We start from the raw sequence: 20549 nt of genomic DNA on the forward strand, positions 1-20549 counted from the left end.
CCCGTCACCGGTCCGACGCGGGGTGTCACTCCGGGTGCAGGAGCTGCTCCGCGATCCGCCGGACCTGCGCCATGGTCATGCCGGTCCGCTGCGCCACTGCGAGCGGGTGGTCGGTCGGCTCGACCTCGATCAGCGGCCGGACCCCCACCGGCCGCATGTGCACGTGGGTTTTGAGGTTGACCGTGCTTGGCCCGTACACCGGAAGCTCGGTGGAGAGCCAGCCGAAGTAGGGCGGCTCCGCCTCCCGCCCCGGGGTTTCCCACAGCTCCACCGTGCGGCCGAAGTTCGCCCCGCTCAGCGACACCCAGACACCCCAGGAGAAGTGACCCTCCGTGTCGAGCAGCGGAATGTCAAGGTTGCCCTGGACGAAGAAGTGCTCGCCGTGGATGACGCACAGGTCGGGGGTCAGTTCGCTGTCGGTGTCCGCCGCCAGTTCCCCCGACCAGTAGACCGGCGCGTGGGTGCGGTAGGAGAGCGGCGGTTCCTCATGCCGGAGGCCACAGGTGCCGCAGGTGTACCCCAGGGTGTCATGCACCGGGCGACCCTAGCCGATCCGAGCGTGGTTAGGCCGCCCGCAGCGCGGCGCGGGCGTCCATCAGGGCGAAGCCGAGCAGGTTCTCGCCCCGCCACCGCGCCGGGTCCGCGGCGCGCGGGTCGTCGGCGCCCAGGCCGATGCCCCAGATCCGGTCGACCGGGCTCGCCTCGACCAGTACCCGGTCACCGGTGCCGAGCAGGAACCGGGCCAGCTCCTCGTGCCGGCCGAACTTGGCCACGCTGCCGGCGACGACGATTTCGTAGCGGCGCGCCACCCAGGTCGCCTCGTCGAAGCCGCGTACCTGCCGGCCGAGCGACTTGGCCCGGTGCGGGTGCGCGGCGGCGAGGACGCGCTCGGCGATCCCGGTGTCGCCGAAAAGCATGGCCTTGTGCCACATACGCCCGGGACTGGAACGTTCCGGCCTCCGGCGTCGGCTACGTGACCCGCTTCGAGGTGGACCGCGACTTCGCCGCCCGCTACCCGGTACGCCAGGTCGGCGGCCGGGACATCCGCGAGCTCTGGATCCCGGCCGAGGACCTGCCCCTGCTCAACCGGCACCTCGTCGGCCGGATCGAAGTCGTCCACGAGTTCCGCGGGTAGCTCCCTGCCGATCATGGAGTTGTGGTGCCTGCCGAAAACCGCGAACAACTCGAAAACGGGCGCCACAACTCCATGATCGCCGGGAGCCGGGGTGGGGTGGGGTCAGGACGCCGGCGCGCCGGTGTAGAAGGCGGTGACGCGGTCCTGCGCGGCCCGCGCCTCGTCGCTCGGGGTGCCCGCGGCGATGCTCGCCTCCGCCCACTGCTCGCTGCTCAGCGTCATGAACCGCCGCCCCTCGTCGGAGGCCATCCAGGCGGCGGCCGCGGCCGGGTCGACCCCGCTGCCGTCGGCCGCGAAGTGGGAGGCCAGGCCGAGCAGGGCTCCGTCCCACCCGACGCCGACCGCGCCGGGGCCGTACTCGGCCCAGCGCTGGTCGTCGACGTGCGCGACGTGCTCCAGTTCGAACCGGGTGCGCCCGGCCTCGACCTCGGTGAGGCGCACCTCGATCCAGCTCACCTCGTCGCCGTACTCCCAGGTGGCGGCGAAGCTGTGCGGCGGGTCGCAGCGCTCCACCGTGCCCGCGGCGTTCCCCTCCAACTGGTAGCGCCCGCCGACCTTCAGCTCGCCGGAGATCGGCAGGAACCAGCGGGGGATTCGTTCGGCGCTGGTGCAGGCGTCCCAGACGTCCTCCACCGGCGCGGCGTACGTCTGGCTGATGGTCATCACCCGTGCCTGGCCGGCGGGCAGCGTACGGCTGCCGATCCGGCGCTCGACGGCGCTGATCTGGCCGATCACGTCGATCATCGGGTCTTCCTCTCGTCGGGATTGCTGTCGCGCAGCCGCCGCTCCCGCCGGCCGCGGGCCAGCTCGGTGGCGAGCGCCTCCAGCGGTGGCGTCCAGAACCGGCGGAACCCCGCCAGCCACGCGTCGACCTGCCGCAGTGGGCCCGGGTCCACGGCGTAGAGCCGGCGGGTCCCCTCGGGTCGTACGGTCGCGAAGCCGTTCTCCCGCAGCACCTTGAGGTGCTGCGACACGGCCGGCTGAGAAATTCCGAACTCCTGCTGGATCGCGGCGCAGAGCGCGCCGGCGGTCCGCTCGCCCTCGGCCAGCAGCTCCAGGATCCGGCGGCGGACCGGATCCCCGAGGACGTCGAAGGCGTGCACGGACCCTTTCTATCAGATCCCGCTTATATAAGCGAGCGCCTGGCGTCGGCGAAGCGCGGAGGGGTTCGTCGGTGTCCGGACGATCGGCGCGGTGCGGTGGGCGGGGCGCGGCGGCCGGTGGGCGCCCCGCCCACCGGTCAGCCGCTGAGCCGCGCCGCGACGGCGCCGCGCAGCTCGGGCAGCCGGTCGTGCAGCAACCCCGGGCACTGGGTGTTGTTGAAGTCCTTGTGCCCGTAGATCTCGCTGGACGGGATGCCGTACTGCTGGCAGGTGAAAGCGCAGAACCACACCAGGCTGTCCCAGAGCGCCTGCGGCGGCTGCACGTCGAGGTAGATGCCCTCGTTCTCGATGCCGATGGCCTGGCTGTTCTGCCCGACGCAGTGCGCGCCCTGCACCATGGTCTGCCCGTGCAACAGGGCGTACAGGCTGCAGTGCCGGCCCTCGGTGAGGTGGCCGCCGCGGCTGTTGGTGAAGTGCTGCCCGGAGTCGAGCCAGCCGTTCGTGTCCATGTGCAGGTCCTGGATGTCGCGCGAGTTCTGGTACGCGTGGGCCAGGCTGTAGTCGGTGGAGTTCGGGAACGCCGTGTGATGGATGATGATCTTGTTGGGCCGACTCTGCACGACGCTCACCGCCGACGACGGCGGGCGGGCACCCCAGGTCGCGCAGTTGGCGATCACCGGCTGGTCGACCCGGGTGGCGACGGCCCGGGCGCCCTGGTCGGCACCGAACTGGGTCAGCGCGGCGGCGCCGGCGGCGCCGCCGAGCAGGACCGCGCCGCGCAGCACGGCCCGCCGGGGGACGGGGACGGACATCGGAGCCTCCTCGATGAGAGACGGACGCCGTGCCGGTGGCGGGCCCCCACGGCCCGCCACCGGCGAGCGGGTCAGCAGGGTCCGTTGCAGGCCAGCACCTTGAGCCGGTCGAGGGTGCCGTTCCAGACGTCCTGGTCGCCGGGGAAGGTGCCGGAGGAGGCCCACTGCCAGAACGAGTACGTCCCCCAGCCGGCCGGCAGGGTGCCGACGCTGCTGGAGTAGCGCGCGATCCAGAGCGGGTTGTTGGCGGCGAACTGCGAGGTGTTGCCGGTGCAGGTGGTCCACCAGTCGGTGGTGGTGTAGATGGTGGCCCACCGGCCCGTGCGGGCGTGGTACTGGTTGACGAACGAGGCGATCCAGCTGCGCATCGAGGCCTGGCTCAGCCCGTAGCAGGTCGCGCCGTACGGGTTGTACTCGATGTCGAGCGCGCCGGGAAGGGTCTTGCCGTCCTTGGACCAGCCGCCGCCGTGGTCGACGAAGTAGTTGGCCTGGGTGGCGCCGCTCGTGGTGTCGGGCCGGGCGAAGTGGTACGAGCCGCGGATCATGCCGACGTTGTACGAGCCGTTGTACTGCTGGGCGAAGTACGGGTTGGTGTAGTACGTGCCCTCGGTGGCCTTGACGTACGCGAACCGGGCGCCGTTGTTCCAGGCGGCGGACCAGTTCACGTTGCCCTGGTAGCTCGAGACGTCCATGCCGGGCAGTCCGGCCGGGGCGGCGCTGGCGGGAGTCGCGACGAGGGTGACCGAGGCGGTCAGGGTGACCGCGGCGAGCAGGGCGGCGGCAGTCGTACGCAGCGCCGATCGCAGGGGACGGTTCATCTTTCCTCCCTGGGGGTTGCCGCTTGGGGACGGCGGGAGTTGGTGAAAGGAACTGTCAGTATTAGGTCACAAGATGGAGACAAACTTCAATAGATACATGGAAGATCATATTTCTCATGCGCGGTGGCGTGCACTCGCGGACAGCTTCTCCTGATCCGCGGGCGGGCAGCTGCAATGCCAAGGCGCTAGTCGCCGGTGAGCAGCGGATCGGCGGTCCTTCGCATCAACCGAGATCGGCCGACCTGCTCAGTGAAGCCCCAACGCCGGTAGAAGGGCATCAGATCCGGCTGGCAGACCAACTCGATGCTGCGTACGGTCGCCAGGCGAGGATGCCCCACGATGGCGTCCAGCAACATCGCGCCCAGGCCACACCCCCTCGAATCGGGCGCCACAATCACATCCAACAGCACCGCGAGGTACACGTCGTCGGTGATCACGCGGGCAAAGCCCACCAAGCGCCCGGACGCCCGGTGAACCAGGGCGAAGACCAGGCCGGACGCCGCCAGCATCCGGGTCACGTCGCCACCGGTCCGACCAGCGGTCCACCACGCCGAAGCGAACAGGTCCATCAGCTGCGGCAGACAGTCGGCTTCGACGGTCTCCCGCAACTCGATCTGCGAGACGTTCACGAGCGGCGGGACAGGAGGGCTCGGACCTGTTCTCGGGCGCGGTCGGTGATGTCCGGGCCATGCGTGATCGCGGCAGCTCTCGCCATCGACCGAGCCTATCGGGCATCACCGTCGATATGTCGGGTGCGAAAGCCCAATGCGTCCCGGCGTGTCGATCCGAGCGGTCCCCGTTCGTGTGGAGGGTGAAGGGTCGGCACCGGGCAGGCCCGACGGGTGAGGAGAAGCGGATGAAGCAGTACCTGATCAGCATGTACCAGCCGGCCGGCGAGGAAATGCCGGACCCGGAGTTCCTGGCCGAGGTGATGCGCAAGGTCGACGCGATCGGCCGGGAGCTGAAGGAGTCCGGGTCCTGGGTCTTCGGCAACGGCCTGCACGCGCCGGAGACCGCGACCGTGCTCCGTCCGCAGGGGGACGAGGTCCTGGTCACCGACGGGCCGTACGTCGAGGGGAAGGAGTATCTGGGCGGCGTCACCATCATCACCGCACCTGACCTCGACGCCGCCCTCGAATGGGGCCGCCGGTACGCCCTGGCCACCACCCTGCCGATCGAGGTGCGCCCGTTCCAGGGCGAGGTATGACCGTCCCCACCGACGTCGAACTCGTGTTCCGCGCGGAGTACGGGCGCGCGGTCGCCGTCCTGGTCCGCCTCCTCGGCGACATCGACCTCGCCGAGGAGGCGGTCCAGGAGGCGTTCGCCATCGCGGTCGACCGGTGGTCCGCCGACGGGCCGCCGCCGAGCCCGGCCGGTTGGATCATCACCACCGCGCGGAACCGGGCCGTCGACCGGCTGCGCCGCGAGGCGTCCCGCGCCGATCGGCACGCGCAGGCCGCCCTCCTGTACGCCCCCGATCCGCCGGCCGAGGAGGGTCCCGTGCGCGACGACCGGCTCCGCCTGATCTTCACCTGCTGCCACCCCGCGCTCGGCAGCGCCGCCCGGGTGGCGCTGACCCTGCGGCTCCTCGGCGGCCTGAGCACCGCCGAGATCGCCCGGGCCTTCCTGGTGCCCGAGTCGACCATGGCGCAGCGCCTGGTCCGGGCCAAGGCCAAGATCCGCGACGCCCGGATCCCGTACCGGGTGCCGCGGGACGCGGACCTGCCCGACCGGCTCCGGGCGGTGCTCGCCGTCGTCTACCTGATCTTCACCGATTGGCACACCGCCAGTTCGGGGGAGCGCCTGGTCCGCGCCGAGTTGTGCGCCGAGGCGATCCGGCTGGGCCGGCTGCTCGCCGAGCTGATGCCGGACGAGCCGGAGGCGCTCGGACTGCTCGCGCTGATGCTGCTCACCGAGGCGCGGCGGCCGGCGCGGACCGGGCCCGACGGGGCCCTGGTGCCGCTGGGCGAGCAGGACCGGGCTCGCTGGGACGCGACGCTGATCGCCGAGGGGCAGAACCTGGTCCGCCGCTGCCTGCGGCGCGACCGGCCCGGCCCGTACCAGATCCAGGCGGCGATCAGCGCCGTGCACAGCGACGCGCCCACCGCCGCCGACACCGACTGGGCTCAGATCCTCACCCTGTACGACCAGCTCATGGCGTACGCCCCCGGGCCGGTGGTGGCGGTGCACCGGGCCGTCGCGCTGGCCGAGGTGGCCGGACCGGCCGCCGCGCTGGCCCAGGTCGACACGCTGGACCTGGCCGGCTACCACGTCTTCCACGTGGTCCGCGCTGACCTGCTGCGCCGGCTCGGCCGGCGGGCCGAGGCCGCGCGGGCCTATGACGCGGCGATTGACCGCACCGACAACGCCGTCGAGCGGGCGCACCTGCGGCGCGCCCGCGACCTGCTGCGGAGTGACGCATGACCGCACCGCGGCGGGTCTGGTGGACGAATTGCGTCGGGGAGTCGCCCCGCCGGCACGACGGTCGGCTCGGGCTCGCCGACTGGGGCGCACTCACCGCGCCCGCCCCGGCCACCGGCTGAGCCGATCGGCGGGTCCCGCAACCGGGTGGCCGGTGGGAGCGTCTGAGGTGGACGATGGGCGCGTCCGGGGGGTGGGGGATGAACCGGAACCGGGTGTGGGGTTGGCTGCTCCTGGCGCTGCTCGCCACGCTGGTCGCGGGCGGCTGGCTACTCGTCTCCGATCTGCTCTGGACGGTGCCGGCACCACGGCTGGTGCTGGCCGCGGTCCTCGCGGTGACCGCCGCACCCGGTCTGGTGGCGTGGCGGCGGCGCGGCGACCGGTGGCCGCCGGTGGTGACCTTCCTGGTCGCCGCTCTGGTCGGCGTCGGCGTCGTGCAGAGCATCGAGCCGAGCACCGGGGTGGTGGCCCGGGTGCTCGCGGAAATCCCGGTGCCCCCGGACATGGCCAACCCGATCGACACGTCCGGCTGCCGGTGGTGCGTCGGGTTGCTGTCGCCACCGCCGGCACCCCACGCCGATCGGGGGGTAGTGACCACCGACCCGGACCGGCTCTGCCGGGAGATCGTCGCCCAGGCGCAGCGTTCCGGGTGGACCCTGCGCGGCTGGACGGACGCCCCCTTCGGCGCGTACCTGACCCGGCCGGCCCCGTTCGGCGCGTACGGCCTCGAGGTCACCGCCTACGAGTCCATCCCAGGATCGCCGGGAATTACCCAGGTGGGCGACCACTGGATCGGTCCCGCGGTGTGGCTGACGGTGATCGCGCATCCGCCGCGGGACGGCCGCGCGGTCCCGGTGGCGGGCCCGTCGCCCGGCGGCAGGTGATGGACCGTTTGAGGATCTTGCCGGGCCGTCAGTCCGCGTCCCACCCGGCCCGCGGCGGCTGCCCGCTCATTGGTCGTGCCCGGCGTCGGCTCGTCCGATCGGGGCGCGGAGGCCGCCGACGAAGAGCGCGACGAGCTGCTCCCCGACCTCCGCGAAGGACAGCGGCCCGCTCGGGTGGAACCAGGTGTGGATGTTGCCCAGGGCGCTGAGGAAGGTGTGGGTGACCACGGTCGCCGAGACGTCGGTTCGTACCGCGCCGGCGCGCTGGCCCTCGGCGACCAGGTCGCGGAGCAGCTCGTGGTACCGCCGTCGCTCGCGGCGGGTGGCCTCGGCGTGCTCGTCGTCGAGCAGGTGTGTCGATCGGGCCCAGACGGTGAGTTCGTCGAGATGCTCGGCGGTGTGCTCGACGACGTCGCGGGCCGCCGCGTGGATCCGCTCCTCGACCGGCCCGGCGCCCTCGACGATCTCCCGCAGCCGCCGCGTCTGCTCGGCCAGCAGGTCCCGGTAGATGCTGGTGAGCAGTTCCGACTTCGAGCCGAACCAGTGGTAGAGGGCACCCTTGGTGACCTCCGCCGTCGCCACGATCTCCTGGACGCTGGTCGCCTCGTAGCCGCGTCGGGCGAACAGCTCCGTCGCGGCCGCCACGACGCGCTGCCGGGCCGACCCGCGCGGCGCTCGCCGCCGCCCGTTGACGGGTCCGTCGGTCGGGGGAGCGTCGGCCGCCTCCGTCGCCGCGACGCTCACCGCGGCGCCAACTGCCGGCGGAGCTCCTGCCGGGCGACGTCGCGGACGTGCACCTCGTCCGGGCCGTCGGCGATGCGCAGCGTACGGGCGCCGGCGTACATCGCCGCGAGCGGGAAGTCGTCGGAGACGCCAGCCCCGCCGTGCACCTGGATCGCCCGGTCCAGGACCTCCAGCGCGACCCGGGGCGCCACCACCTTGATCGCGGCGATCTCGGTGCGCGCCGCCTTGGCGCCGTACCGGTCGATCATCCAGGCCGCCTTGAGCGTGAGCAGCCGGGCCTGCTCGATCGCCATCCGGGACTCGGCGATCTGCTGCTGCACCACGCCCTGCCGGGCCAGTTCCTGACCGAAGGCGACCCGTGAGGCGGCCCGGCGGACCATCAGGCTCAGCGCCCGCTCGGCCAGGCCGATGGCCCGCATGCAGTGGTGGATTCGGCCGGGGCCGAGCCGGGCCTGGGCGAGCGCGAACCCGCCGCCCTCCTCGCCGAGCAGGTTCGTCGCCGGCACCCGGACGTCGGTGAAGACGACCTCGCCGTGGCCGTGCTGGTCGTGGTAGCCGAAGACGGGCAGCGAGCGGACCACCTCGACGCCGGGGGTATCCACCGGCACCAGGATCATCGACTGTTGCCGGTGCCGGTCCGCCGACGGGTCGGTCTTGCCCATCAGGATCAGCACCGCGCAGCGGGGGTCGGCGATGCCGGTGGTCCACCACTTGCGACCGTTGATGACGTAGCTGTCGCCGTCCCGCTCGATCCGGGTGGAGATGTTGGTGGCGTCGCTGGACGCGACGTCCGGCTCGGTCATCGCGAAGGCTGATCGGATCTCGCCGGCGAGCAGCGGGCGCAGCCAGCGCTCCTGCTGCTCGTCGGTGCCGAACATGTGCAGGATCTCCATGTTGCCGGTGTCCGGCGCGGCGCAGTTGATCGCCTCCGGGGCGAGTTCGATGGACCGGCCGGTCAGCTCGGCGAGCGGGGCGTAGTCGACGTTGGACAGGCCGGAGACGTCGGGCAGGAACAGGTTCCACAGTCCACGGCGGCGGGCCTCGGCCTTCAGGTCCTCGACCACCGGCGGCAGGTGGTGCCGCGTGCCGGCGGCGGCCAGTTCGGCCCGCTGCGCCGCGTAGACCGGCTCGGCCGGGTAGACGTGCTCGTCCATGAACTCCTGGAGGCGCTTGAGGTGCTCGCTCGCCCGGGCGCTGGGTTCGAAGTCCACGAATGCCTCCCATTGACTCGCCGGCCGGCGGCTCGCTACCGTCGCCGGACGCGAACATACCGGCTGGTCGGTATGCCGTCCAGGGAGTGCGACGCGGCGCAGGTGAGGAGCACCAGGGTGAGCGTGATGGACCGGTTCCGCCTCGACGGGAAGGTCGCCGTGGTGACCGGCGCCTCGTCCGGCCTGGGGGTGTCGTTCGCCCGCGCGCTCGCCGAGGCCGGCGCCGACGTCGTGCTCGGCGCCCGCCGCGCGGAGCGCCTGCCGGAGACCGGGGCGCTGGTCGAGGCCGCCGGCCGGCGGTACGCGGCGCGCGCCACCGACGTCCGGGAACCGGCGGACTGCGCGGCGCTGATCGCCACCGCGATCGAGCACTTCGGCCGGGTCGACGTGCTGGTCAACAACGCCGGGGTCGGCACCGCCGTGCCGGCCACCCGGGAGACGCCGGAGCAGTTCCGCGCCGTCGTCGACGTCAACCTGATGGGCAGCTACTGGATGGCCCAGGCCTTCGCCCGGGCCGCCACCGACGGCGGGGCGATCGTCAACATCTCCAGCGTGATCGGGCTGCGCACGGCCCACCTCCCGCAGGCCGCGTACGCCTCCAGCAAGGCGGGGGTCATCGGGCTCACCCGCGACCTGGCCGCCCAGTGGACCGGCCGCAAGGGCATCCGGGTCAACTGCATCGCCCCCGGCTTCTTCCGCTCCGAGATGAGCGACCAGCTCCCGCCGGAGACGTTGACGATGGTCGAGCGGACGGCGCCGGCCGGCCGCCTCGGCGAGCACGAGGAACTCGCCGCCACGCTGATCTGGCTGGCAAGCGACGCCTCCTCGTACGTGACCGGCGTGACCGTGCCGGTCGACGGCGGTCTGGTCATGCCCTGACAGCACTGTCCCCGTCACCGTGCACCCCACCGATGACCATCGCCGATTCACGCTGACCGAGTACACCGGGCCGGCTCGTCGGCCGGTCGAAAATCGCCTCGACCTCCGGAGAGCGCATCGCTGAGTCAGTCGTCGCGTAGGCGGCGCAGGATCCGGCCCAGCTCGGCCCGGTCGTCCTCGCTGAGGCTGCCGAAGAAGCGGTCCGCCTCGGCGGCGCGGGCGACGCGGATCGCCTCGCCGATCCGGCGGCCCTCGTCGGTGGGCGCGACCAGGGTGGCCCGCCGGTCGGCGGGATCCGCCTGCCGCTCGACCAGCCCCCGCTCCTCCAGCCCGTCCACCACCTCGGTGGTCGAGCGGGGCGCGATGTGCAGGTGGTCGGCGAGCGCGCTGAGCCGCATCGGGCCGTGCCGCATCAGCACCGCGAGCGCCCGGGCGTGCCCGGGGTTGATCTCCCACGGTTCGAGGGTGCGCTTGGCCTGGTGGCGCAGCCGTCGGGCCACCGCCCAGAAGGTCTCCGCCAGGCTCTCCTCGTCGCTGTCGCTCACCGGAATACGGTAGCAGCACTTCTTGTTGCAACCTCATGATGAGGTAACCTCAGCAACATCCCCCGGACGGAAGTGAGCATCCCTTGGACGGATTCCGAGAGGGCCGCGGAGGCGGCCGCACCACCGTCACCGCCGCCGAGAAGGCCCAGGCCCGGAAGGTTCCCCTGCGCCGGGTCGGCGGGCTCTTCGCCGCCCACCGCGGCCAACTCGCCGTGGTGGTGGCGACCATCGTGGCGTCGTCGGTCATCGCCATGGCGTCGCCGTTCCTGCTCCGTACCGTGATCGACCGGGCCCTGCCGGAGCGCGACCTGACCCTGCTCGCCTGGCTGGTCGCGGGCATGGTGGGGGTGGCCGCGGTGACCGCCGTGCTCGGCGTGGCGCAGACCTGGATCTCCACCCGGGTGGGACAGGAGGTGATGCACCGGCTGCGGACCGACGTCTTCACCCACCTCCAGCGGCAGTCGATCGGGTTCTTCGTCCGCACCCGCACCGGTGAGGTGCAGTCGCGGATCACCAACGACATCGGCGGCATGCAGACGGTGGTCACCTCCACCGCCACCTCGATCGCCGCCAACCTGACCACCGTGGTCGCCACGGCGATCGCCATGGTGGCGCTGAGCTGGCGGCTCTCGCTCGTGTCGGTGGTCGTGCTGCCGCCGGCCATCTGGCTGACCCGCCGGGTCGCCCGGCTGCGCCGGGAGATCACCGCCCAGCGCCAGCGGGAACTGGCCGACCTCAACGTCACCGTCGAGGAGGGGTTGTCGATCAGCGGCGTGCAACTCGCCAAGACCCTGGGCGCCGGGGCGGCGCTGGTCGACCGGTTCACCGCCTCCTCGACCCGCCTGGTCGACCTGGAGCTCCGCTCCGAGCTGGCCGGCCGCTGGCGGATGGCCTCGATGACGGTGATCTTCGCCGCCATCCCCGCCGTCATCTACCTCGGAGCCGGCCTGCCCGGCACCGCCGGCACGCTCACCATCGGCACCCTGGTCGCCTTCACCGCCCTGCAGGGCAGCCTGTTCCGCCCGCTCATGGGCCTGCTCAACGTGGGCGTCTCACTGACCGCCTCGCTGGCGCTCTTCGCCCGGATCTTCGAGTACCTAGACCTGCCCGTCGAGGTGGCCGACCCGCCGCGGCCGGCGGCCGTCGACCCGGCGCGGGTCCACGGCCACCTGCGCTTCTCCGACGTCACCTTCAGCTACCCGGGCAGCGACACCGCGGCCGTGGCCGGGGTCAGCCTGGACGTCCCGGCCGGCACCAGCCTGGCCCTGGTGGGGGAGACCGGCTCCGGCAAGAGCACCCTGGCGGCACTGATCAGCCGGCTGCACGACCCCGACGCCGGCCGGATCACCATCGACGGCGTCGACCTGCGCGACCTGCGCCTGACCGACCTGGCCGCCGTGGTCGGCGTGGTCAGCCAGGAGACCTACCTGCTGCACGCCAGCGTGCGGGAGAACCTGCGGTACGCGCGGCCGGACGCCACCGACGCCGAGATCGAGGCCGCGGCCCGCGCCGCGCAGATCCACCACCTGATCGCCGCGCTCCCCGACGGGTACGACACGATGGTCGGCTCCCGCGGCCACCGGTTCTCCGGGGGCGAGAAGCAGCGGCTGGCCATCGCCCGTACGCTGCTGCGCGACCCGCGGATCCTGGTGCTGGACGAGGCGACCAGCGCGCTGGACACCGAGACCGAACGCGCGGTGCAGCGGGCCTTCGACGAGCTGGCCCGGGGCCGCACCGTGATCACCATCGCGCACCGCCTCTCCACGGTCCGCGACGCCGATCAGATCGCCGTGCTCGACCACGGCCGGATCGTCGAGTCCGGCACCCACCAGAGCCTGCTCGACCGCGCCGGCCGGTACGCGTCGCTCGCCGCCTGAGCGCCGCCCGCACCCGCCCGGCAGGTCAGGCCCCCTCGTAGCGGTGGCGCCAGAGCACGCCGTCGTCGTCGGTCCGCAGCCAGGTCCCGTCGCCGAGCGGCTCCAGGTCGTACGCGTGCCGGGTCTCCGCCGGGAACCCGCCCCGGACCTCCCCGGTGCGGACGTCGACCAGGTGGTGCCGGTACCACTCCTGCTCGGTCTCCTCGTCCTCGCCGGCGACGGCGACGACCGCGGCGTCCCCGTCGAGGTAGCCGCCCGCCCACTCGACGAACGCGTCGCCGCACTCGTGGCCGAAGGCGGCCAGCGGAACCCGGACCGCCACCGCGCCGTCCGGCCAGGTGTGGAAGGCGGCGTCCTCCTGCTCGTGGTGCACGGTCATCACGTGCCGCCCGTCGGGCGCGAAGCCGATCACCGTGCGGTCGCCGTCCCACAGGTCGTCGCTCAGCTCGATGCCGGCCTCCGTCAGGCGCCCGCGGAACACCCGGGAGCCGTCCTGCCCCTCGCCGACGTCCAGCAGCATGTGCACACCGTCCGGCTCGGCGAAGTGCTCCCCGCCGTGGCCGACGCTCGGCAGCTCGACGTCGGCCCGGAGGTCGCCGGTCGCGGCGTCGACCACCAGCCAGCGGTCCAGCCCGTCGCCGCGCATGGCCATCGCGTCCGGCCGGTAGATCCACACCAGCCGCTCGTCCACGGAGAACGCGCAGGAGACCCGGGCGTTGAGGATCCCCTGTTCCGGCCGCGGGCCGAAGTCCAGCCGCCAGAGCGTACGGCCGTCCCGGTCGACGCACCGCACGTCGTCGGTCGTCGCGTACACCAGCCGGCGCAGGTCACGGGTCACCGCCCAGCCCTCGATGCGGCCGTCTTCGCCGCTGAGGTCGAAGACGGCGGCGGGGGAGAGCCGGCCCGTCACGGCCGGGTCGGAGAGGTCGTACGCGTGCATCCGACCATCGACGAGGCGGGCGCTTACCGGGGGGATCACGGTCATGACGGGTGAGGCTAGACCAGGGGTGCGACGGGCGCTGGTACCGGAAAGACACCCGATCTCCAAGACATGAGTTGCACGTCCATGGTGGGTACAGTGGCGCGGTGCATAACGGAGTGCAGGCGCAGGTGCCGGTGCTGTACGTCGCGGACGCCGACCTGGCGCGGCCGTTCTACGAGTGTTTCGGCTACCTCGAGATGCGCTCCGGCGGCGACGGCGACTCCCGCTGGTCCTACCTGCGGTGCGGAGAGCTGACCCTGCTGCTGGCCGAGGTGAAGCCGCGCCTGGTCACCGTCGCGCTGCCCCTGCTCGTCTACCTCTACGTCGGCGACCTCACCGCCACCATGGAGCGGCTGACCGCCGCCGGGCACACCGTCGAGCGGGTCGGCTACCCCGAGCACGCCCCCGGCGGCGAATGCCGCACCACCGACCCCGACGGCAACGTGGTGGTCTTCGGGCAGCGCCGGGCCGCCCCCGAGCAGTCCCGAGGTCCCGAGTCCGGCAAGGAGGCGCGCTTCTCGCTGATCCGGGAGGCCGCCGCGGCGGTCAGCCGGCGCGGTGTCGCCCCCGCCCGCTGCCAGATCGGCGGCCCGCACGGCGAATCCTGCCCCGAGCCCGCCGAGGTCAAGCTCGCCGACCCGTGGGGCGACACGGTGTGGGGCTGCCTGGCCCACGCCGAGGAGACGCTGCTCAACGTCCGCGGCGCGTTCCTGGCCACCGAGGACGGCCTGGGCCTGGGCGCCTTCCTGCGCGGCCGCCAGCCCCGACCGGACCAGGTGCCGCAGACCTGACCGTCCGGACGTCAGCCCCGGTCGAGGCGGGACGCCAGGTCGAGGGCGGCCCGGATCGGGTCGTCCGCCCAGCGGCTGGCGAACACGTCGTACAGCCGCCAGCCGGCTCGGGTCAGCGTCCGCTGCCGCTCCACGTGCGCCGACACCCCCTCCGGGTGCACCGCGCAGATCACCCCCACGGCGTCCGCGTCCGCACCCACGCAGAGGTCGACCCGCCACCGGCCCACCGGATAGCCGGGCCGCACCGGCAGCCCGAGCCGGCGCAGTTCCTCCGCCAGCGCGGCGGTCCAGCCCGTCACCGGTTCCGCGTCGGGTGCGACCGGCGGCCGTCCCGCGTACGCCAGGTAGTCGCCCACCAGCCCCTCGGGCGACCGCAGGGAGGTGACCACGGTCAGGCGCGCGCGAGCCCGGGTGACCAGCACGTTGAACAGGTTCGGCTCGGCCACGAACCGGTGCCGCGACGGCGGGTCGCCGTCCACCAGCCCCAGGGAGGCGATCACCACGTCCGCCTCGCTGCCCTGGAACGCGTGCACGGTGCCCGACCGCAGGCCGAGACGCTCGATCTCGTCGACGTCGAACGCGGCCAGCAGCCCGGCCTCCAGCGCGTCCGCCTGCGCCCGGAACGGGCTGACCACCGCGATCCCGCCGTCCGGCGGGCCGGCGGCGAGCCGCCGGACGAGGTCGAGGGCGGCGGTGACCTCGGCCTGGTTGACGCCGTCGACCACCGACGCGTCGGCGACGGTCAGCACGTCGATGACGTCGGCGCGCTCGTTGCGCGGATGCCGGGTGACCAGCTCAAGCCGATCCTGGTAGAACCGGCGGGCGGAGAACTGGATCAGGTGCGGGACGGACCGGTGGTGCTCGCCGAGCCAGGTGACCGGTGCGGCGCCGGCCGCCACGTCGAACGCCATCGACCGGCGCACGTCGAGCCGGTCGCCGAACCGGTCCAGACCGTGCCGGTGCAGGGTGCTGGCGACGTCCACGTCGGCCACGAACGACACGAACCGCAACTGCCGGGGATCGCCGGCCACCAGCGCGCGCCGCGCCCGGGCCAGCACCGGGGCGGCCCGGAGCTGGTCGATGTGCGCCGCCTCGTCGAGCACCACCAGGTCGAACATCCCGGCCACCGGCGGCAGCAGGTCCTCGACGTCGGTGACCGTGCCCACCCAGAGCGGCAGCGCCCGCACCAGCGCCTCGGCGTCCAGCCCGGCGAGCAGTTCTCGCCGGCGGTTCCGGCCGGCCCGCAGCGCGGCGCCCAGCCCGCTGGTCGCGCGCCGCGCCGCGCCGGTCCACCGGCGGGCGCTGGCCGACCGGTGGCGCATCGCCGTGCCGACGGCGCCGGCCAGCGCGGCGTCCGCCTCGGCCAGGCTGCGCCAGGCGGCCGCCAGGTCGGTGCCGCCGGTGGCGGCCAACCGGGCCGCCCCCCGTACCGCGGTCGCCGCCGCCACCGCGGCCCGCACCCGGTCCACCGGTACGTCGGTGCCGCCCACCAGCCGCCGCAGCCGCTGCCCGGCGCGGGCCCGCCGCCAGCGCCGCCACCAGCTGTCGCCCCCGCGGGTGGCGTCGGCCAGCGCGGACCGGACCGCGGCCAGGTCGGTGTCCGGGTCGAACACGTCCGGCACGTCCCGGCTCAGGGCGGGCAGCAGCGGCTGCCAGCCGGGCAGCATGGCGGCCAGGCGTTCCTCCTCGAGGGCGGCGACCACGCCGGCCGACACGGCCGTCACCCGGTCCCGGGCGGTCGCCACGGCGGCCTCGTCGGCGCGCAGCGTGGCGTCGTCCACCCCGATCGCCGCGCCGCCGGCCAGGTCGGCGGCGATCGCCTCGCGGCGCTCGGCGTCGCCGAACAGCACCGGCGTCGGCCCGGGGTGGCGGCGCAGCAGCTCGCCCAGCACGTCGGCGGCGTGCACCGACTGGGTGGCCACCAGCACGGATCCGCCCCGGTCCACGGTGTCCAGGGCGGCGGCGACCAGGGCGTGACTCTTGCCGTTGCCGGGCGCGCCCGAGACGACCACGACCGGCTCGGTCCTCGTGCGCCGGACCACGTCCCGCTGGGCCGCGTTCAACGGCAGCGGCGACAGCACCTCGGCATCGTCGGCTGGGATGTCTGGCGGCCCACCCTCGGCGACTTTCTCCAGGTAGAGCCGGCTCAACGCCGTGTCCGCCAGCCCGGGGCGGCCCGCCCAACCGAGCAGGGTGTCGCGCAGCCGGCCGGCGAGCACGTCGCGGGTCGTGAAGAGCGCGGCGGCGGCGACCGCGGTGAGCTGGCCGTCGTCGATGCTGCGCGGCGGCTTCGCCAGCACCGCCTCCAGCTTCAGGCCGGCGGCCTCGGCGGCGGTGGTGATCCAGGCCGTGGTCCCGGCCGCGGTCAGCCAGCCCGGCCCGGCGAGCCCCGGGGCGGCCTCCAGCCGGGCGGCGAGTTCCCGGTCGTCGATCAACGAGGTCAGTTCCAGGTCCCCGGCCGGCACGATGCGGTAACCGCGGAGGGTGCGGTCCAGGCGTACCGGCTAGGCCAGCAGCGGCAGGCGGACCCGCCGGCGGCCGCCGTCGAGGTCGGCTCCGCCGACGACGAAGGCCAGGCCGCGCCGCAGGATCCGCTCGTCGCGGTGCAGCGCGTCCAGGGCCGCGAGCCGGTCCAGCCGGGCACCACGCGGCCCCCGGTCGGGGCCGGGCAGCCAGATCAGCGGACGGCCGGCACCGGACACGTCGAAGGTCCGCTCGGCGCCGGCCGGGGCCAGGTCGGCGAGCGCGGTGAGGATCCTCGCCGCCTCCATCGCCCGCCGATTCTGCCGTACGTTGGCCCGGGCGGCCTGCCGCCTGCGGCTCAGGCTTCGGAGGGCCCGCCGTTCTCCGGATCACCCTGCGCGGGCGACGCGTCGCCCGCCTGCGGCGACGCCGGCTCGCCGGGACTGGGACGCGGTGGACGGGCGGCGGGTGGCTGAGGCAAGGGGTTGAGCAGAAGCTCCTCCATGATGGAGTCCGGTTGGGCGCCACGCTGCTTCCCCGCCTGTCGCGGCGCGGCTTCCGCCTCCCGCTGGCGCGGTGGGTGCTCCTCCCGCAGCGCCTCCGGCATGCCGGCCTGCGCGGCGCCGTCGTCCACCCGCTCCGCCGAGTCGCGTTTGCGCCGATCCTCGGCGTACTCCGCCCGCCGGCGGTCGAGGTCGCGCTGCCAATCCAGGGCGATGCGCTGGTCCCAGTACGGCTGCAGCAGTTTGCGGACCGGCTCGTCCAGGTGCACGGAAACCTCCGGCTCACAGGTGAACGTGACGCCGCCGCGCTCGTAGCCCCAGGGCAGCGCGTCGTCGCCGGTCAGTGCGGCCTCCAGCGCGATCGCGAGCTCACGCGGGCGGTCCGGCGGGATCTCCGCGGCGCACCGGCGGGCGATGCGCCGCAGCCGTTGCGTTGCATGGGGCTGGAAGTAGTCGACGTACCAGCCGAAGAGTTCCGGCCGCGCGTTGTCGGAGGACCAGGTGAACGTGGCGCCGACGACGAAGTTGTACACCTGACCCTGCGCCGGCACCGGCAGGGTCGGGGACACCCGCCGGACGACGAGGGCCACCGCCGGGGGTTCCGGTTCCTGGTCCGGCCAGCGCAGCTGGTTCAGGACGGGCTGGGCCGCCTTCCACCACTCCTTCGCCCTGCGCCGCGTCGTCGTCCGGAGTTCCCGGGCGCGGGTGAGCCACCGCTCCCGCCGGTCCTGCGCCGGCTCCGGAGGTTCCGGGACCTGACCGCTCTCCGGGGTCTCGCCGGCGCCGGCCGCTGGGCTGGTGTCGTCCGTCTCGCCAGCGTGGGAGCCGTCGTCGGCGCCGGACGTCCCGGTCATCGCACCCCTCTCCGGTCGAGCAGCCGCGCGCCCGGCCGTACGGTGCGTGGCCGGTGCGGTCGGGTGAGGGGTGAGCGGGCCGCCCGTCGGCGCTCCGCCGTCCCACGCTAACAAGTCGGCACGGCGGCGGACGGCAGCCGCGCGGGCGGCGGGGCGTCGCACCGGCATCTTCGGGTTGACGGTGCCGATCAGTCAGCCGAGCCGGAAGGCACCACCCAGGCGGTTGGTTGCCCGGTGACTGCCGTGATCATGTCGAAGTCACCGTCGTAGTGCAGCACCGTTGCGCCGTGCCGTTCGGCGGTGGCGGCGATCAGCAGGTCTGCCATTGACAGAGCGCGGTGGTTGCCCTTGTGCAGCGCCTGGACCTGGACGTCGATCGCCCGGTCCCATGTCTCGTCCGGCATTGCCAGCCACTCGAAGCCGCCGAGCAGCCAACGCACACGCTGCGCCTCCTTGCCCGAGCGGGCGCTGTGGATCACCTCGATCTCCACCGCTCCACACACGGCGAGCAGCCCTCTGTCCGACAACTCGTCAAGCACGGGGGCCACGGTCGGCTTGGGCCAGCGGGCGAGCGCCGACTTGTCGAGGAGGTAAAGTTCCCGGCTCACGCCGCGTCCGGCTTGGCGGCGCCCGTTCCACCGGTCAGGTCGGGAAGCCCACCGGTCTTGAGCCAATCGGCGAACTCGCGCCGCTTTTCCCGATTGACGACCGCCGCAAGAGCAGCGTTGACAGTCGCCTTCTTCGTCGTGGTACCGAGGATCTTCGACGCTTCCGCGAGCAGGTCGTCGTCAACGTCCAGGATCGTTCGTGACATGGTACGGACCTCTCTGCCGACAGCCGGCCAGAACCGATGATATCAAGAATTCCTCTAGCTGATATCAATGCGCTTCCGGCCAGGAAGTGTCCCGACGGTCTGCCAGGATGACGGCATGAGCACACCACAGTTCCCGAAGGGTGCCCCGACGTGGGTTGACATCGGCACGACCGACATTGCGGGTGCCGTCGCCTTCTACACCCGGCTCTTCGGCTGGGAACACCGGGATTTCGGACCCGACGCGGGCGGCTACGGAGCGTTCCTCAAGGGCGGCCGGCAGGCGGCCGGGATCGGCCCGGCGGCGGATCCGGAGCGCGGCACGTCCTGGGCGACCTATCTCGCTACCGACGACGCGACGGCGACCGCTGCCGCCGCGGAGGCCGCCGGCGCAAAGGTGATCATGGCGCCGATGCAGGTGATGGACCAGGGCAGCATGGCGGTCCTGCGCGACCCGACGGGCGCGTACGTCTCGATCTGGCAGCCCGCCAGGCACCGCGGTGCCGAGGTCACCGGCGAGCACGGCAGCTTCACCTGGGCGGAGCTCATGACGAGCGACATCGCGGCGAGCAAGGCGTTCTACGCCTCGGTCTTCGGGGTCACGACGCGTGACGTGGCAATGGGCGGCGACGAGACCTACACACTCATCGAGGCCGGTGGGCAGCCCGTGGCGGGGGCCATGCAGATCAGGCCCGACTGGGGCCCGATGCCCTCGCAGTGGAGCGTCTACTTCGCCGTCGACGACTGCGACGCCACCGCGGACCTGGCCATCTCACTGGGCGCGACGGAGATGATGCGGCAGGACTCGCCCGCTGGGCGATTCGCCACGCTCACCGACCCGCAGGGCGGCGCCTTCTCGATCATCAAGAACGAACCGAACTTCTCCATGTGACGCCGCGGCCGACCGCTCCGGGCGCGGGGTGGTGACAGCGCGACCGAGGCCGGCGAGTTGGACAAAGATCTCGCGCCGGTCGGTCGCCCGGCCGCGCCGGTCGATGGCGTAGCCGGTCAGCCAAACCCAGCCGGTGTAGGTCGGCCGGGGGCAGACCGAGACGACCCGAAAGGTCAGGGCGCGGTCGCCGGCGAACTGCACCGAGGCCCGGCCGTCGATCCGCAGCAGGTCTCCGGGTTGCGGTCGCACCGCTACCAGGGGCCTTCGTTCGGTGGCCGGCACTCGCGGGCGTGCATGGTCTGCCAGTCACGCAGCGCCCGCTTGAGCCGGTCGTTCTCCTCGCCGAGCAGGCGTATCCGCCGGTGGAGGTCGATCAGTTCGTCGGCGACCATGGCCTGGAACTCGCGTACCTGATCGGGGGCGAGGCCCCGGCGGCGCGCGTCGAACGTGCGCGTCCGCACCTCGTGTGGGGTCAACCGGTCCGGATGCCCGGTCCCGTAGGGCTGGCCACCTCGATACACCTGGGCCACGTCGGTCCTTTCCGGGGCAGGCGGGAGCGCGGAGGGTCGGTGCGGTGGGTCTGGAAGGGCGGGCCGTCCGCACGCCGGCCGCGGGCGGCCCGCCCGCTCCGCCGCCGCAGCTCAGTTCGGCGGTACGACAGCGGAGCAGTCCGGTGGGTCGGGACGGGCACGCGCACCCGCCCCAACCGGGGGGATGCCTCTGCTCCTTGTTGCCACGCAAGGGGAGAGGCAGGCATCAACTTAGCTGTCCCAGTCGTCTGAGTCAAACGATGAGTTGTTGTGAGGTGTCGGTGCGTGATCGAA

The 20549-nt window shown here is 73.1% G+C and carries 24 protein-coding genes and 2 pseudogenes; 9 read left to right on the plus strand and 17 right to left on the minus strand.

From position 1 onward, the window contains the following. Positions 1-25 precede the first annotated feature (25 nt). Together ACFYOS_RS05710 and ACFYOS_RS05715 are read right to left on the minus strand one after the other, a co-directional pair. The gene (locus tag ACFYOS_RS05710; RefSeq protein ID WP_387136233.1) at positions 26-535 is read right to left on the minus strand and encodes a DUF2199 domain-containing protein; all 510 of its coding nucleotides are present in this window, start codon (positions 533-535) and stop codon (positions 26-28) included. Between the two features lie 28 nt (positions 536-563). Beyond that, a pseudogene (locus tag ACFYOS_RS05715) lies at positions 564-932 on the minus strand (NADAR family protein); the annotation flags it as partial. Between the two features lie 2 nt (positions 933-934). Between ACFYOS_RS05715 and ACFYOS_RS05720 the strand changes: the two are divergent. Continuing rightward, positions 935-1135: pseudogene (locus tag ACFYOS_RS05720) on the plus strand (ADP-ribosylation/crystallin J1); the annotation flags it as partial. Positions 1136-1237: 102 nt separating this feature from the next. Here ACFYOS_RS05720 and ACFYOS_RS05725 read toward each other — a convergent pair. The 5 genes from ACFYOS_RS05725 to ACFYOS_RS05745 form a co-directional block, all read right to left on the minus strand. Continuing rightward, the gene (locus ACFYOS_RS05725) at positions 1238-1879 is read right to left on the minus strand and encodes an SRPBCC family protein (protein ID WP_387136234.1); all 642 of its coding nucleotides are present in this window, start codon (positions 1877-1879) and stop codon (positions 1238-1240) included. Further along, the gene (locus tag ACFYOS_RS05730) at positions 1876-2238 is read right to left on the minus strand and encodes an ArsR/SmtB family transcription factor (RefSeq protein WP_387136235.1); all 363 of its coding nucleotides are present in this window, start codon (positions 2236-2238) and stop codon (positions 1876-1878) included. The genes ACFYOS_RS05725 and ACFYOS_RS05730 overlap by 4 nt, the downstream gene beginning before the upstream one ends. 137 nt (positions 2239-2375) lie before the next feature. Next, complete coding sequence (locus tag ACFYOS_RS05735) at positions 2376-3050, minus strand: peptidoglycan recognition family protein (protein ID WP_387136236.1); 675 nt, start codon at positions 3048-3050, stop codon at positions 2376-2378. Between the two features lie 71 nt (positions 3051-3121). Further along, positions 3122-3868: a lysozyme gene (locus tag ACFYOS_RS05740; RefSeq protein WP_387136237.1), complete on the minus strand. Its 747-nt coding sequence runs from the start codon at positions 3866-3868 to the stop codon at positions 3122-3124. Positions 3869-4053: 185 nt separating this feature from the next. Then, the gene (locus ACFYOS_RS05745; protein WP_387136238.1) at positions 4054-4497 is read right to left on the minus strand and encodes a GNAT family N-acetyltransferase; all 444 of its coding nucleotides are present in this window, start codon (positions 4495-4497) and stop codon (positions 4054-4056) included. 227 nt (positions 4498-4724) lie between these two features. Between ACFYOS_RS05745 and ACFYOS_RS05750 the strand changes: the two genes are divergently transcribed. The 4 genes from ACFYOS_RS05750 to ACFYOS_RS05765 all read left to right on the plus strand — a co-directional run bounded on the left by ACFYOS_RS05750 (position 4725) and on the right by ACFYOS_RS05765 (position 7173). Next, positions 4725-5075 carry a YciI family protein gene (locus ACFYOS_RS05750; RefSeq protein ID WP_387136239.1) on the plus strand — a complete coding sequence of 117 codons (351 nt, stop codon included), beginning with the start codon at positions 4725-4727 and terminating at the stop codon, positions 5073-5075. Further along, positions 5072-6292, plus strand: a complete 1221-nt coding sequence (locus tag ACFYOS_RS05755; RefSeq protein WP_387136240.1) for an RNA polymerase sigma factor — start codon at positions 5072-5074, stop codon at positions 6290-6292. The genes ACFYOS_RS05750 and ACFYOS_RS05755 overlap by 4 nt, the downstream gene beginning before the upstream one ends. Further along, the gene (locus tag ACFYOS_RS05760) at positions 6289-6411 is read left to right on the plus strand and encodes a hypothetical protein (RefSeq protein ID WP_387136241.1); all 123 of its coding nucleotides are present in this window, start codon (positions 6289-6291) and stop codon (positions 6409-6411) included. The genes ACFYOS_RS05755 and ACFYOS_RS05760 overlap by 4 nt, the downstream gene beginning before the upstream one ends. A 78-nt stretch (positions 6412-6489) precedes the next feature. Beyond that, positions 6490-7173 carry a hypothetical protein gene (locus tag ACFYOS_RS05765; protein WP_387136242.1) on the plus strand — a complete coding sequence of 228 codons (684 nt, stop codon included), beginning with the start codon at positions 6490-6492 and terminating at the stop codon, positions 7171-7173. Positions 7174-7239: 66 nt separating this feature from the next. On the opposite strand, the gene ACFYOS_RS05770 is transcribed toward ACFYOS_RS05765, so the two are convergent. Together ACFYOS_RS05770 and ACFYOS_RS05775 are read right to left on the minus strand one after the other, a co-directional pair. Next, positions 7240-7818: a TetR/AcrR family transcriptional regulator gene (locus ACFYOS_RS05770; RefSeq protein WP_387136243.1), complete on the minus strand. Its 579-nt coding sequence runs from the start codon at positions 7816-7818 to the stop codon at positions 7240-7242. Positions 7819-7913: 95 nt separating this feature from the next. Then, entirely contained in the window at positions 7914-9128 is a 1215-nt protein-coding gene (locus tag ACFYOS_RS05775) for an acyl-CoA dehydrogenase family protein (RefSeq protein ID WP_387136244.1), read from the minus strand. A gap of 126 nt (positions 9129-9254) precedes the next feature. Here ACFYOS_RS05775 and ACFYOS_RS05780 point away from each other — a divergent pair, with 126 nt between their 5' ends. After that, positions 9255-10007, plus strand: coding sequence for an SDR family NAD(P)-dependent oxidoreductase (locus tag ACFYOS_RS05780; RefSeq protein WP_387136357.1), 753 nt, complete (start codon positions 9255-9257; stop codon positions 10005-10007). Between the two features lie 125 nt (positions 10008-10132). Here the strand turns inward: ACFYOS_RS05780 and ACFYOS_RS05785 are convergent, their stop codons facing one another. Next, on the minus strand, positions 10133-10552 hold the full coding sequence (locus ACFYOS_RS05785; RefSeq protein ID WP_387136245.1) for a MarR family winged helix-turn-helix transcriptional regulator: 420 nt from the start codon (positions 10550-10552) through the stop codon (positions 10133-10135). Positions 10553-10635: 83 nt separating this feature from the next. On the opposite strand from ACFYOS_RS05785, the gene ACFYOS_RS05790 reads away from it, so the two are divergent. Continuing rightward, on the plus strand, positions 10636-12429 hold the full coding sequence (locus tag ACFYOS_RS05790) for an ABC transporter ATP-binding protein (protein ID WP_387136246.1): 1794 nt from the start codon (positions 10636-10638) through the stop codon (positions 12427-12429). Between the two features lie 25 nt (positions 12430-12454). Here the strand turns inward: ACFYOS_RS05790 and ACFYOS_RS05795 are convergent, their stop codons facing one another. Next, positions 12455-13414: a hypothetical protein gene (locus ACFYOS_RS05795; protein WP_387136247.1), complete on the minus strand. Its 960-nt coding sequence runs from the start codon at positions 13412-13414 to the stop codon at positions 12455-12457. Between the two features lie 101 nt (positions 13415-13515). On the opposite strand from ACFYOS_RS05795, the gene ACFYOS_RS05800 reads away from it, so the two are divergent. Then, positions 13516-14202: a VOC family protein gene (locus ACFYOS_RS05800; RefSeq protein WP_387136248.1), complete on the plus strand. Its 687-nt coding sequence runs from the start codon at positions 13516-13518 to the stop codon at positions 14200-14202. A gap of 11 nt (positions 14203-14213) precedes the next feature. Here ACFYOS_RS05800 and ACFYOS_RS05805 read toward each other — a convergent pair whose 3' ends face one another. From ACFYOS_RS05805 to ACFYOS_RS05825, 5 genes are all read right to left on the minus strand, one after another. Then, positions 14214-16667 carry an AAA domain-containing protein gene (locus ACFYOS_RS05805; RefSeq protein ID WP_387136249.1) on the minus strand — a complete coding sequence of 818 codons (2454 nt, stop codon included), beginning with the start codon at positions 16665-16667 and terminating at the stop codon, positions 14214-14216. Between the two features lie 39 nt (positions 16668-16706). Further along, positions 16707-16973 (minus strand): hypothetical protein, encoded by a 267-nt coding sequence (locus tag ACFYOS_RS05810; protein WP_387136250.1) that lies wholly within the window; start codon positions 16971-16973, stop codon positions 16707-16709. Positions 16974-17023: 50 nt separating this feature from the next. Then, on the minus strand, positions 17024-18022 hold the full coding sequence (locus ACFYOS_RS05815) for a hypothetical protein (RefSeq protein WP_387136251.1): 999 nt from the start codon (positions 18020-18022) through the stop codon (positions 17024-17026). A 188-nt stretch (positions 18023-18210) separates the two neighbouring features. Beyond that, positions 18211-18630: a PIN domain nuclease gene (locus tag ACFYOS_RS05820; RefSeq protein ID WP_387136252.1), complete on the minus strand. Its 420-nt coding sequence runs from the start codon at positions 18628-18630 to the stop codon at positions 18211-18213. After that, the gene (locus tag ACFYOS_RS05825; protein WP_387136253.1) at positions 18627-18836 is read right to left on the minus strand and encodes a type II toxin-antitoxin system VapB family antitoxin; all 210 of its coding nucleotides are present in this window, start codon (positions 18834-18836) and stop codon (positions 18627-18629) included. Before ACFYOS_RS05825 ends, ACFYOS_RS05820 begins: the two co-directional genes overlap by 4 nt. Before the next feature lie 115 nt (positions 18837-18951). On the opposite strand from ACFYOS_RS05825, the gene ACFYOS_RS05830 reads away from it, so the two are divergent. After that, a complete protein-coding gene (locus ACFYOS_RS05830) occupies positions 18952-19725 on the plus strand; it encodes a VOC family protein (protein ID WP_387136254.1) in 774 nt (257 codons plus the stop codon). 251 nt (positions 19726-19976) lie between these two features. Here ACFYOS_RS05830 and ACFYOS_RS05835 read toward each other — a convergent pair whose 3' ends face one another. Further along, positions 19977-20255 (minus strand): DivIVA domain-containing protein, encoded by a 279-nt coding sequence (locus tag ACFYOS_RS05835; protein WP_387136255.1) that lies wholly within the window; start codon positions 20253-20255, stop codon positions 19977-19979. Between the last annotated feature and the right edge of the window lie 294 nt (positions 20256-20549).

Origin of the sequence: Micromonospora sp. NPDC005806 (assembly GCF_042871425.1) — a bacterium.
GTDB lineage: Bacteria > Actinomycetota > Actinomycetes > Mycobacteriales > Micromonosporaceae > Micromonospora.